General features: G+C 64.6%; 9 protein-coding genes. 4 read left to right on the forward strand and 5 right to left on the reverse strand.

Annotated elements, in window-relative coordinates; all coding sequences use genetic code 11:
* Positions 1-49 precede the first annotated feature (49 nt).
* Positions 50-1,393 carry an MFS transporter gene (locus tag L1O02_RS19580; RefSeq protein ID WP_235758544.1) on the forward strand — a complete coding sequence of 448 codons (1,344 nt, stop codon included), beginning with the start codon at positions 50-52 and terminating at the stop codon, positions 1,391-1,393.
* Between the two features lie 324 nt (positions 1,394-1,717).
* A complete protein-coding gene (locus tag L1O02_RS19585; protein WP_235760262.1) occupies positions 1,718-4,315 on the forward strand; it encodes an autotransporter outer membrane beta-barrel domain-containing protein in 2,598 nt (865 codons plus the stop codon).
* A 117-nt stretch (positions 4,316-4,432) separates the two neighbouring features.
* On the opposite strand, the gene L1O02_RS19590 is transcribed toward L1O02_RS19585, so the two are convergent.
* The 3 genes from L1O02_RS19590 to kynU form a co-directional block, all read right to left on the reverse strand.
* The gene (locus tag L1O02_RS19590; protein WP_235758545.1) at positions 4,433-5,764 is read right to left on the reverse strand and encodes an OprD family porin; all 1,332 of its coding nucleotides are present in this window, start codon (positions 5,762-5,764) and stop codon (positions 4,433-4,435) included.
* 152 nt (positions 5,765-5,916) lie between these two features.
* Positions 5,917-7,332: an amino acid permease gene (locus L1O02_RS19595; protein WP_060843131.1), complete on the reverse strand. Its 1,416-nt coding sequence runs from the start codon at positions 7,330-7,332 to the stop codon at positions 5,917-5,919.
* A gap of 31 nt (positions 7,333-7,363) precedes the next feature.
* Positions 7,364-8,608: a kynureninase gene (kynU, locus tag L1O02_RS19600; protein WP_108542778.1), complete on the reverse strand. Its 1,245-nt coding sequence runs from the start codon at positions 8,606-8,608 to the stop codon at positions 7,364-7,366.
* Positions 8,609-8,976: 368 nt separating this feature from the next.
* Between kynU and L1O02_RS19605 the strand changes: the two genes are divergently transcribed.
* Both L1O02_RS19605 and L1O02_RS19610 read left to right on the forward strand, forming a co-directional pair.
* Positions 8,977-9,933 (forward strand): nucleoside-specific channel-forming protein Tsx, encoded by a 957-nt coding sequence (locus tag L1O02_RS19605; protein WP_108542777.1) that lies wholly within the window; start codon positions 8,977-8,979, stop codon positions 9,931-9,933.
* Positions 9,934-10,034: 101 nt separating this feature from the next.
* Positions 10,035-11,063: a purine nucleoside permease gene (locus L1O02_RS19610; protein WP_108542775.1), complete on the forward strand. Its 1,029-nt coding sequence runs from the start codon at positions 10,035-10,037 to the stop codon at positions 11,061-11,063.
* Between the two features lie 152 nt (positions 11,064-11,215).
* On the opposite strand, the gene L1O02_RS19615 is transcribed toward L1O02_RS19610, so the two are convergent.
* Positions 11,216-12,172, reverse strand: coding sequence for a zinc-binding alcohol dehydrogenase family protein (locus L1O02_RS19615; protein WP_060843127.1), 957 nt, complete (start codon positions 12,170-12,172; stop codon positions 11,216-11,218).
* A 37-nt stretch (positions 12,173-12,209) separates the two neighbouring features.
* Positions 12,210-12,383, reverse strand: coding sequence for a DUF1427 family protein (locus L1O02_RS19620; RefSeq protein WP_016965498.1), 174 nt, complete (start codon positions 12,381-12,383; stop codon positions 12,210-12,212).
* Positions 12,384-12,485 lie beyond the last annotated feature (102 nt).

Raw genomic sequence — 12,485 nt, forward strand, 5'->3', positions numbered from 1 at the left:
CGGCGGGCACCCCATGCCCGCCTCGAACAAAACCTATAAGGAGCCACCCATGTACGAGCGAACGCAACACCTGAGCGAGCTCATCGACCGCAGTCCATTGTCACCCCTGCAAATGCGGGTGCTATTGCTGTGCTTCCTGATCGTGCTGCTGGACGGTTTCGACACGGCCGCCATCGGCTACATCGCCCCGGAGTTGATCCAGCACTGGAACATCGAGCGGGCACAACTGGCCCCGGCCTTTGGCGCCGGGTTGTTCGGCATGCTCCTGGGCAGCTTCTGCTTTGGCCCCCTGGCCGACCGCCACGGACGCAAGGCCGTGCTGCTGACCTGCGTGGCGATCTTCGGCCTGGGCACCCTGGCTTCGGCCCTCTCGCCCAACATCGAAGTGCTGAGCCTGCTGCGCTTTGTCACCGGCATCGGCCTGGGCGGCGTGCTGCCCAACTGCATCACCCTCAGCTCGGAATACTCCCCGGCGCGGCGGCGCATGCTGCTGGTGACCCTGAGCTATTCCGGCTTCACCCTGGGCCTGGCCCTGGGGGGCGCGGTGGCCGGCGAACTGCTGCCCCGGGTGGGCTGGCAGGGCCTGCTGCTGATCGGCGGCCTGGCACCCCTGCTGCTCTTGCCGGTGCTGTACCTGGCGCTGCCGGAGTCGGTGTGCTTCATGGCCAACAGCCCGCGCCACACCGCCACCTTGCGCCGCATCGTTACCCGCATCAGCGGCCAGTCCGACTGGGAACGGGGGCGACTGGTGGGCGATAGCGGCGAGACCGGCGCACGCTCGCCGCTTTCAGCGTTGTTCAGCCCCGGCCAACTGGCCCGCACCCTGCTGCTGTGGCTGACGTTCTTCTGCTGCCTGTTCGTGTTCTACCTGCTGACCAACTGGCTGCCCACGGTGCTGCGGGCCAGCGGCTACGACACCGGCGGCGCGGCACGGATCAGCGCCATGATCCCCTTTGGCGGCGTACTCGGCGGCATCGCCATGGCCCTGCTGATGGACCGCATCGGCGCCCTGCGCATCCTGCCCTGGCTGTGCCTGATCGCCGCCTGCGCCCTGGCCCTGACCGGCAGCCAACTGCACAGCGCCGCCGGCACCCTGGCGATCGTGTTCCTGGCCGGCTTCAGCCTCACCGGCGCCCTGAACAACCTCAGCGTGGTCGCCGCCACCCTCTACCCCACCGCCTCCCGGGCCACCGGCGTGGCCTGGGCCCTGGCGGCCGGCCGCGCCGGCTCCATCGTCGGCTCGCTGCTCGGTGGCTGGCTGTTCAACCACGCTGGCGACCTGCAGCACTTCTTCGCCTGGATCGCGGTGCCGGTGGTGTTGGCGGGGGTGGCGCTGGGTACGATGCAACGTCTGCAGCAAAGGTTGCAGGCAGAACCCGAAGCGGCGCTGTAACCCTACTCCATGGCCGGCTCGGCGAGCCGGCCAGTCTGCGTCTTTCAAGCCGCTCGCAGCGCAGTGCAGCGCAGTGCACAGCACCGGCTCTCAGGTGACATTTCTACGCAGGATTAGAGAAATTCCTTATTTAAAAATCGATTGCGCTCAAGGAAAATCGCCCGGCTGTTTCAGGGCGACCTGAACAACGAGGCGCGTCATCGCCGTTGATTTTGCGTCGCGTTGACCTTCCACAACGTCAAAGCACTCGGTGCTTTTCCGTGTTTCAACGGTTTCAAAGACCTGCCGAGGATCATGGCAGCATCGTTCAGTAATGGAGTACGCATGCAGAGCAAGAGGTTTCAGAAGTCCCTCATCGCCTTGATGGTGGGAGCGGTAGGCACACAGGCCGCGGCCGTTGAATTCAATCTGGGGTCGGGGCAGAACAGCTGGACAGGCGGATCATTCAGCGAGTCGGTGACCTTGACCGGACAGGTCACCAAGACAGAGCCCCCCGCACCACAGGTGCCAGGGGGTGTTGCGGGAGCGACGTTCACCAGAACCGATATTCAAGGCTCGCTGATCAACCAGGCGGACATCACTTTCGACGGCGTGACCAACGCTCGTGGCCTTGAGATAGACAGCTTTGTCGCCAATCCCATTGCAACGGGTGGTTCCATCTCAGGAGATGTCAGGCAGGACGGCAAGCTGACCTTTATCAATGCGCACAATGTCAACGGCTTCGAAATCGGCGGCGTGACGATCGGCGCAAGCGTCATAAACTCCGGTTCGATCACGATTACCGCTCAAGACAATCCGGCTTTCACGCCGAATCTCGAAGGCATGTTCGTCAACAGGGCAAGGGTGATGGGCGACATTGCCAATACCGGGACCATTGATGTTTCCGGCGATGACGCCGTTGGGTTGATACTTGATGCCTCAGAAATGCAACCCATATTCATCGGCGGCAAGTTGCTCAACTCCGGCAGCATTCGTGTCAACGGCGCTGAATCCAACGCGATGGATATAGAAACCAAGACCAGCGCCCTGAAGATCGAAAACAGCGGCCTGATGTCAGCCACGGGTAGGGACGCTTCTTCGATTATTTTTTATGACGGCACCGTCGACTACCTGCTCAACACCGGCACGATTGAAGGCAAAGGCACAAACGCAGCAGCCATCGACCTCAGAGGCGCCACCTTTACCCAGACCTCCGCCGCGGGAGCCCGGGGCATCATCAACCGCGGCACAATCCTGGCTGACGGCGTCGCTATTTCCGTGAGCGCAACGGAGCAAACCTCGCCCCTGGAAATCAATCAGCAGGCGGGCGAGATTCGCAGCACCAGCGGTATCGCGATCAATGGCGCCAATGTGGCGCTACTGAACTGGACCGGCGGCCAGATTACCGGCGACCTGCTTGACCTCACGAGCATCAATGTTGCCGGACAGGCAAACTTCAACGGCCAGCGGATTGTCGGGCCGCTGTCGATCAGCTCGGGTTCCTTGAACCTCGCCGCCCAAGGCACCACCCTCACCGGCGATCTGTCGGTCAGCAGCGGCGCCGGTATCGATATGCGCCTGGCTGACAGTGTGCTGCCGGGTACGCCCTATCTGAATGTCAGCGGCACCGCGACCTTCGCCCAAGACTCGAAGCTGACGCTGAGCGCCAACCCCGGCGAATTCCAGGCCACTGCCGCAGGGACCCGGTACACCCTGCTCAAAGCCGGCAGCGTGCAAGACAACGGCCTGAGCGTGGCCAGCCAGTCGGCACTGCTGGACGTACTCAGCTATGCCTCGGATACCCAGACCGTCTCGGCCGTGGTGGGCTTGAAAAGCGACCAACAGATTCAACAGGCCCTGCTCGCCCAAGGTGCAGACCCGACCACGGCGGCGGTGGTGAACACGCTGAAGAACCAGATCCTGGGGCGGCTGAGCGAAAGCGATCCGGTGTTTCAAGCTCTGGCGACCCAGTCCAACGCGGCTGGCCTCGCCGCACAGGGCGAACGGCTGAAACCCGATGTGAATCGCGGTGTGCTGGATACAGCCGTGGAGGCGCAGAATCAGGTCAACAGTGCCATTTTCAACCGCCTGGATCACCAGCGCAGCGACGTGCTCGACAGCGCCCCAAGTCATGATCGCGGCGTCTGGGTACAAGGGCTGAGCAGCGACCTGGAGCAGGATCGCCGCGACCAGCGCAACGGTTACTCCGCCAACAGCAGCGGCGTGGTGGTCGGCGTCGATGGCCGGGTCAGTCCCACCACCACCCTGGGGGTCGCCTACGCCTACCACAATGCCAATATCCATTCGGACCTGAACAACAAGACCAATGCACAGGGCAATGCCCTCACGCTGTATGGCAACTGGGCGCTGCAGAACTGGTTCGTGGACGGCAGCCTGAGCTATGGCCAAAACGAGAACGACAGCAAACGTCATGTCGCCGGCACCACTGCCAAAGGCAGCTATGACAGCAACTTGCTGTCCATGAGCCTGCTCGGTGGCTACACCTTCACACTCAGCGACAACGCGCTGCTGGAACCTCGTGTGGCGGCTCGTTATGCCAACGTACGCATGCAAGGTTTCAAGGAGCATGGCTCCTCTGCCGCTCTTGATAACGACTCCCAACGTTATGAAATCGGCGAACTGGGGGCCGGCCTGCGCCTGGCCGGCAGTTGGCCGTTGGCCCAGGGGCGGCTTGAGCCCGAAGCCAGTCTGATGACCTACCACGACGTGATCGGCGACCGTGTCGCCCAGACTTCCAGCTTCGTGTTGGGAAGCTCATCCTTCACCGTGACCGGAGCCTCGGTGGCTCGTGACCGTTATGAAGCAGCGGTTGGCCTGAACTACGCCGTGTCGTCTCTGGTGATTGGCGCCAGCTACAACTATCAGGCCCGCAGCGGTTTCGACTCGAACGGCATGACCTTGAAGGCCAGCTACGCGTTTTAAACGACAAGCGCCGGGCCACCGTTCAGGTGGCCCGGCGCCCCTGCCCACTCGACGGGCCATGGCCTGGTTTCAGCTTGGCACCCTGCCCGAGCACGCGCACTCCAGACCGCCACCCGCTCAAAAGATATCGATCGGGTAATCGGTAATCAGCCGGAACTCATCGATATTGCCCTCGCCCTGCGCCACATTGGCCCGGTGCCAGGTCTGGCGCAGGCGAAAGCTCAGGTCCTTGAGCGGGCCGTTCTGCACCACATAGCGCGCTTCGAAGTTGATCTCGCGGTGCACGCCATCCCGGCCATACATCCCGGCGTAGGCGCTGCCTGCCGGAGTGTGCGTGCCGTCGATGCCGGAGCCGCGCAGGTAGCGGGTCATCAGGTTCCAGCCGGGCATGCCGTAGCCGGCCAATGACAGGTCGTAGCGCAGTTGCCAGGAGCGTTCGTTGGGGCCGTTGAAGTCCGAGTACTGCACCGAGTTGGGCAGGTAGATCGAGGCGCCCTGGTCGCGGCCATTGCGGCCGTTGCGGTCCAGGTCGCCCACCCCCAGGTAGTCGAACGGGGTGTTGCCGTCGACGTTCTGCAGCGCCAGGGTCAGGCGATGGGCGCCCAGGCCATAGAACACCGAGGCACCCAGGGTGGTGTTGTCGATGGCGCCGGCTCTGGCCCGGCCGGTGTCGAGGGTGCGGTAGAGGTTCAGGTCGAAACCGGCCTGCTGGCCCTGCCCCAGGTCGGTACGGCCATTGAGGTTGGCGTAGTACTGGTTCCAGATGTCGGCGAAACGCGCCGCATAGAAGCTGGCGCCCCAGTCAGGCGTGAACCGGTACTGGCCGCCCAGGTAATCCACCGAGGGTGTGGTGACGCCAGCATAGAAGGCCCAGAGATCGCCGTTGCTGTTGGTGGTGACGTGACCGGTGGCCGAGGTGAAATGCCCGGCCTGCAGCTTGAGTTTGTCCAGTTCCTGGCTGTCCAGGGCAAAGCCGGTGGCGGTTTCCGGAATCAGCCGGTTGTGGCCGACGGCGAACACCGGGGTGTCCACCGACTGTTCGCCGAAACGCAGCACGCTGTTGGAAACCTTCAATTTCAGCGCGGCCCCGGCCTTGGAATATTCGTCCGCCGGCTTGCCGTTGTCGTGAATCGGCAGGTTGTAGGTGCCGGTCTTGCCCCCGGAGGCATCCAGCTTGAGCCCGAGGGTGGCGAAGGCATCCACGCCGACGCCGACCGTGCCCTGGGTGAACCCGGATTCGAAGCGGCCGATAAAGCCCTGGGTCCAGTCCTTGCGGTCGGCACGGCCGTCCTGAACGCTGCGGTTGAGGTAGTAGTTGCGGGCTTGGATGCGCAGATGGCTGTCCTCGATGAAACCGGCCGGCTCCTCCTCGGCCCCGTGGACGGTCCAGGGCAGGCAACCCAGCAGCGGCAACAGCAAAAGCGGTGAACGGCGCATTACGTCAGACATGGCAAAACCCTTGTGGATTATTGTTTTTGTAGAAGTGGCGACAGGGATCGGCAGGGGTCCAAAGGTCCCGTAGGTGCCGGCAAGCCGGCGAAGGCGATCACACGGACCGCTTCGCCGACCAGACGGCTCCCGCGAACGAGGTGGTCCGGGACTCAGGGTTGGATCGGCAGCGGCTTGGGCGCCGCGGCGTCCAGCGGGCGCTTACCGCGAAAGCGCAGGTAGTAGATGAGCAGGATCAGCGCCAGGAACGGCAGCCCGCAGACCAGGGTCAGGAAGAACTGCTCGGTGAACAGCGTGGTGATCATCACCGCCAGCATCAGCAACAGCCCTCCCAGGCTGGTCCAGGGGTAACCCCAGAGCTTGAACGCCAGGGGTTCGGGGCCCTGTTGCCGGCGAAAGAACAGGTGGGTGAGGAAGATCCCGGCCCAGGTGAACATGGCGCCGAACATGGCGATCGACATCATCAGAGTGAAGGCCTGGTCGGCGTAGGCCAGGTACAGCAAGGTGGCCAGGGCAATCCCCAGGGACGACAGCAGCAGCGCCGCCAGGGGCACGCCGTTGCGGCTCAGGCGCCCGAACAGCGCCGGAGCCTGGCCGGCCCGGGACAGGCTGAACATCAGGCGCGTGGTGATGTACAGCTGGCTGTTCATCGCCGACAGCGCCGCCACCAGGATCACCGCATTGATCACCCCGCCGGCATAGGGAATGCCGGTGGCCGCCATGACCATGACGAAGGGGCTTTCGCCACCGGTGTTGCGGCTCCAGGGCACGATGGCCAGGACCAGGGCGATGGTCAGCAGGTAGAACACCACCAGGCGCACCACGGTGATGCGAAAGGCCCGGGTCACCGCACGTTCCGGGTCCTTGGCCTCGCCCGCGGCCACGGCGATCATCTCGATGCTCAGGTAACTGAAGAAGGCCACGATCACCGCCACCCAGGTGCCCCAGGCGCCATGGGGAAAGAAGCCGCCGTCGTTGCTGTAGTTGGCAAAACCGATGCCCGAGCCGGGCGCCGCGCCGTACACCACCCAGGCCCCGAGCAGGATGAACACCAGGATGGCGCACAGCTTGAGCAGCGAGAACACATACTCGATGCCGCCGAACACCTTGACGCTGAAGGCGTTGGCCAGGATCAGCGCCAGGGAGAAACCCAGCATCCAGTAACCGCCGGGGACGTCCGGGTACCAGTACTTCATGTACATCGCCGCGGCGGTGATTTCCGTGCCCACGGCAAACACGATGGAGGCCCAGTAGGCGTAGCGGATGGCAAAGCCGAACCAGGGCGCCACATAGAATTCGGCGAATGAACCGAACGAGCCGGACGTCGGATGGCGCACGGTCATTTCCGCCAGACAGCCCATCAGCAGCAGCGCGATCACCGCGCCGATGGCGTAGCTCACCAGCACGCTGGGGCCGGCAAAGCCGATGGCGAAACTGCTGCCCAGGAACAGCCCGGTGCCGATCGCCCCGCCGATGGCGATCATCGACAGCTGGCCACTGCTCAGGCTTTGCTTGAGTCCTTGTTCACGGTCTGCCACTTGTTTGAAGGTGCGTATTGTTTTTGTCATGACACTCTTGCTCCAAGGCTGGGCACGGGGTTCAGGTCACCGCTTTGCGGGCCAGGAACTGCGGCTGGTTCCACTCCTCGCTGACGAGGATCTCCCGCAGCGCGCCGACGCAGGCCCAGATGTCTTCAAAGCGGTTGTACAGCGGGGCAAAACCGAAACGCAGGAGGTCCGGCGCGCGGAAGTCGCCGACGATGCCCCGGGCGATCAGGGCCTGCATCACCGGGTAGGCCTGGGGGTGGCTCAGCGACACCTGGCTACCGCGCTGCTCGGCATCGCGCGGGGTCTGCAACTGCACGCCCAGCCCGGCCAGTTGCTCGTCACACAGGCGGATGAACAGCTCGGACAAGGCCAGGCTCTTGCTGCGCAAGGCCTGCAGGTCGATGCCGTCGAACACCTCCAGCGCCGCTTCCAGGGCCAGCACACCCAACTGGGGCGCGGTGCCCACCAGCATCCGGTCGAGGCTCGGGTGCGGCTGGTAGTCATGGCTGAAATCAAAGGGGCTGGCGTGCCCGTGCCAACCGGTCAGCGGCTGGCGCACTTGGGCGATGTGACGCTCGGCGACAAACACGAAGGCCGGCGCGCCGGGGCCGCCATTGAGGTACTTGTAGCCGCAACCCACGGCAAAGTCCGCGCCGGCCGCGTTCAGCTCCACCGGCATGGCACCGGCCGAGTGGCACAGGTCCCAGACCACCAGCACACCCAGCTCGTGGGCCCGCGCTGTGATCGCCGCCATGTCGTAGCGGCGGCCGGTCTTGTAGTTGACGTGGGTCAGGGAGAGGATCGCCACCTGGTCGCTGAGGGTGTCGAGGATCTGCTCCGGATCAACGCACTGCAGCCGGCAGCCGGTCAGTTCCGCGACGCCCTGGGCGATGTACACGTCGGTGGGAAAGTTGCCGTTTTCCGCCAGGATCACCCGGCGCGACGGCTGCATGCGCAGGGCCGCCACCAGCACCTTGAACAGGTTGATCGAGGTGGAATCGGCCACTATCACTTCGTGCCCCTGGGCCCCGATCAGTCCGGCGATGCGCGCCCCGGTGCGCTGTGGCGCGGGGTACCAGTCGGCGTCGTTCCAGGAGTTGATCAGGCCCTGGGCCCACTCCACCTTGAGCACCTGCTCCAGGCGCGCCGGCACGTGGGCCGGCATCGCCCCCAGGGAGTTGCCGTCGAGGTAGACCTTGTGTTGCGGCAAGGTAAAACGCTGGCGACAGAAGGCCAGCGGGTCGGACTGATCCAACAGCTGGATCTGCTCCCGGGTACAGGGCGCAAAATGGTGCATGACGATCCCTCGGTGTCGATGGTTGGGGCGCCGGGGCCGCAGCAAACGGCCGCCAGCGAGTCCGGATCCTAGCCAGGGTCGTCATTACTGGATAATAGAAAATACCGCCCTTTGTATTCCCATAGGTAATAGCCAATCCGATTCGCTCCCCAGGTTCTGACGGGGCTGCGCCCTGCTGTCCTCACCCCGGGGCCGCACTCACCACGCCCCGCCTTTCCCGGGCTGTTCGGAACTTTTGCATTCAAGGGTTATTTCAACTTGGTACGCCCTATGCAAACGTTTGCGAGTGGTAATTTTGTGGGTGTTCGCCACTTTCCTCCGCAGAGGGCGAACACCAGGGACTTCACACAACGGGAACAGGGACTTTCATGCACAACCCTCTGCGACGCCACGCGGCCCGCCGCGCCTTGGCCGTTTCGATATGGCTGGCCAGCGTTACCGGACTACCCAGCGCCTTGGCCCAGCCCCCCGCCGCCCCCATGGACGACTCCGCCCAGGGCGAAAGCCTGAGCGCCGATGTGCAACCGGGCAAAAACGGCGCCTACCTGTCCGACTGGTACAACCAGGACCTGATGCTGATCGGCAGCAAGGACATCAGCTTCGGCCCGCGCCCGGCGGACGACGTCTACCTGGAATACGAATACTTCGGGCGCAAGGGCCCCTTCGAGCTGTACGGCTACATCGACCTGCCGAAGATCCTCGACATCGGCAACAGCCACGACAAGGGCATCTGGGACCACGGCTCGCCGCTGTTCATGGAGCACGAACCGCGGATCTCCATCGATTACCTGGCCGGTCGCAGCCTGGCCATCGGCCCGTTCAAGGAGTGGTATGTGGCCTTCGACTGGATCTACGACCACGGCAGCCGCACCGCCAACCGCGCCAACACCCTGTACAGCGGCCTGGGCACCGACATCGACACCCATTCGCGGGTCAACCTCTCGGCCAACTTCTACGGCCGCTACCAGTGGGAAAACTACGGCGCCAGCAACGAGTATTCCTGGGACGGCTACCGCGCCCAGCTCAAATACATCGTGCCCATCGACACCTTCAGCAACGGCGCCTCGCTGACCTACATCGGCTTCACCAATTTCGATTTCGGCTCCGACCTGCACCAGGACAACCCGGCGCGCACCGCCAATGCCACGGTGGCCACCAACGTGCTGCTCTACTCCTTCACCCACCTGCGCTTCACCCTGGTGGGCCGCTACTTTCACAACGGCGGCAACTGGGAGGACGGCAGCGTGCTGAATTTCGGCGATGGCGAGTTTCGCGCCCGCTCCAACGGCTGGGGCTATTACGCGGGGGTCGGTTATCAGTTCTAGAGGCAGCGGCAAGCTTTGAGCGGCAAGCGGCAAGCGCCGTCTGTTTGTAGCTTGAGGCTTGTAGCTTGAGGCTTGATATTTCTGAAGATGAAGGAGGTTGTATGCGTGGGATTAAAACCGTTTCGTGGGTCTTGGGTTTGAGCGCGCTGATGGTCAGCGGGGCCTGGGCCGGCGAGGCACCAATCAGGCCCAAGGTGGTGCTGATCAGCATGTTCGCGCCGGAAGCGCAGCACTGGATCGAGCGCCTGGAGCTCAAGCGCGAGATCCGCGTGCCGGGGCTGGCGGCGGAGTATCCGGTCATTCGTTGCAACGACCGGGACGTGTGCCTGTTGACCACCGGCATGGGCCAGGCCAATGCCGCGGCGTCGACCCTGGCCCTGGCCCTGTCGCCGAAGTTCGACCTGCGCAAAAGCTATTTCCTGATTGCAGGGATCGCCGGCATCAGCCCGCACCAGGGCACCCTCGGCACCGCCGCCTGGGCCCATTACCTGGTGGAATTCGGCACCCAGTGGGAACTCGACTCCCGGGATGCACCCAAGGACTGGCCCACCGGCTACCTGGGGATCAACACCAAGGGGCCGAACGAAAAACCGCCCCTGGACTACAAGACCGAGGTCTTTGAGCTGAACCCGAAACTGCAAGCCAAGGCCTTCGCCCTGAGCCAGCGGGTGAGCTTGAGCGAAAGCCCGCAATCGGCGGCCTGGCGCCTGAAATACCCCAAGGCCCCGGCCAACCAGCCGCCGGTGGTGACCCGCTGCGACACCCTGGCCGGCAACACCTGGTTTTCCGGCACTCGCCTCAGCGAACGGGCCGAGGTCTGGACCCGCCTGCTGACCGACAACAAAGGCACCTACTGCACCACCCAGCAGGAAGACAACTCCACCTACGAAGCCTTGCTGCGGGCCAGCCGCGAGGGCCTGGTGGACATCCAGCGCCTGGCGGTACTGCGCGCCGGCTCCGACTTCGACCGCCCGGCGCCGGGGGCCAGTGAAGTGGACAACCTGCTCAAGTACGCCGACCAGGGCGGCTTTGTCCCGGCCCTGGAGAACCTCTACCGGGCCGGCAATCCGCTGGTGCAGGACATTCTCGACAACTGGTCGGCCTGGGAAACAGGCGTCCCCGAAGCCTGATCCCATGCCCCATAACCCGTAGGAGCCGGCTTGCCGGCGAAAGCAATCTCAAGCCCCACAACCCGTAGGAGCCGGCTTGCCGGCGAAGGCGCTCTCAGGGGCCTCTTCGCTGGCAAGCCAGCTCCTACGGGGCGCAGCTGCAGCGTGGGCGCTCAGGGGATGAGGATGACTTTCTCGCCACGCCCCTGGTTCACTTCGGCGTAGCGCTCCAGCCCTTGCTCCAGGGGCGATTCGACCAAGCCTTCCGGCAGCGGCAGCAGGCCTTCATCGAAGTAGCGGCCGAACTGCTCCAGCATCGCCGCGCACGCCTCTACGCCATACAACAGCGAGTTGATCCCCACCACCGAGCCGCCCTTGCGGTACAGGGCCAGGGCCGGCAGTTGCACATGCCCGTCCACCGGCGCGGCAATGATGGCGATGCGGCCAAAGGCGGCCAGGGCCGGCACTGCCGCCGGCAGCCAGAAGCCGGTGGTGTCGAAGATCACTTCGGCGCCGCCGGGATGCACCGCCTCCACCTGGGCCGCCAGGGTTTCCGGTTGTTGCAGGTGCAGGGTCGGATAGCCCTGGGCCGAAAGCGCCTGGACCTGCTCGGCCCGGCGCGCCGCCGCCAGCACCCGGGCCCCGCGCACCTTGGCCAGGGCCAGGGCCGCCGTGGCCACTGCACCGCCGCCGATCACCAGCAGCCGCGTACCGGCCGTCACGCCGCTGCGCTCCAGGGCATCCCAGGCGGTGGTGTACGGCACCCCGAGGCTCGCGGCCTGGGCAAAGCTCAGGTGCCGTGGCTTGCGGGCCACGCCCTGGGCGGACAGCACCACGTACTGGGCATGGCTGCCGTCGGCGAAAAAACCCAGCTCCTTGCCGGTGCCCCAGACCTCCTGGCCGATCAGCTCGGCCGGCCCCTGCTCCACCACCCCGGCGAAATCCCGCCCGGGAATCCGCGGCAGCGTGGTGTAGGGAAAGCGTCCGAGCACGTTCTTCACGTCGCTGGGGTTGAGGCCAGCGGCCTGGATGCGCACCAGCACCTGGCCGGCGCCCGGCAGCGGCGTGGGAAGGTCCACCACGTGCAGGGCAGCGAGGTCGCCGGTAGCGGAAAATTGCAGTGCTTTCATCATCGGTTCCATGGGTCAGGGGTTAAAAAGCGCGTGTTCAGGACAGCCAACTGCTCAACAACTGGCGCCCCAGCGGCCACAACTGCTCACCGCCGAGCATGCCCAGCAGGCCCACCAGGGCAATCGCCGGCGGCGCCGGGGAACGCACCTGCAAGGCGCCGTAAAGCAGGCCGACCAGCAGGCCGGCGGCCAGGGAGATCAGGTAATTCATATGGCGCTCCAGAAGCCGTGGCGTCCGTGCCGGGGTGATGTGGCGTGTGCGACAAAGTCTAGGTGGCGAGCGCTAGCGGCATCGGCCAAGTGCTTCAGGATT

It is taken from the genome of Pseudomonas sp. BC42, from assembly GCF_021560055.1.
GTDB lineage: Bacteria > Pseudomonadota > Gammaproteobacteria > Pseudomonadales > Pseudomonadaceae > Aquipseudomonas.

Coding starts and splice junctions, on each gene's coding strand:
- L1O02_RS19580 (WP_235758544.1), top strand. CDS start 50: ATGTACGAGCGAACGCAACACCTGAGCGAGCTCATCGACCGCAGTCCA.
- L1O02_RS19585 (WP_235760262.1), top strand. CDS start 1,718: ATGCAGAGCAAGAGGTTTCAGAAGTCCCTCATCGCCTTGATGGTGGGA.
- L1O02_RS19590 (WP_235758545.1), bottom strand. CDS start 5,764: ATGTCTGACGTAATGCGCCGTTCACCGCTTTTGCTGTTGCCGCTGCTG.
- L1O02_RS19595 (WP_060843131.1), bottom strand. CDS start 7,332: ATGACAAAAACAATACGCACCTTCAAACAAGTGGCAGACCGTGAACAA.
- kynU (WP_108542778.1), bottom strand. CDS start 8,608: ATGCACCATTTTGCGCCCTGTACCCGGGAGCAGATCCAGCTGTTGGAT.
- L1O02_RS19605 (WP_108542777.1), top strand. CDS start 8,977: ATGCACAACCCTCTGCGACGCCACGCGGCCCGCCGCGCCTTGGCCGTT.
- L1O02_RS19610 (WP_108542775.1), top strand. CDS start 10,035: ATGCGTGGGATTAAAACCGTTTCGTGGGTCTTGGGTTTGAGCGCGCTG.
- L1O02_RS19615 (WP_060843127.1), bottom strand. CDS start 12,172: ATGAAAGCACTGCAATTTTCCGCTACCGGCGACCTCGCTGCCCTGCAC.
- L1O02_RS19620 (WP_016965498.1), bottom strand. CDS start 12,383: ATGAATTACCTGATCTCCCTGGCCGCCGGCCTGCTGGTCGGCCTGCTT.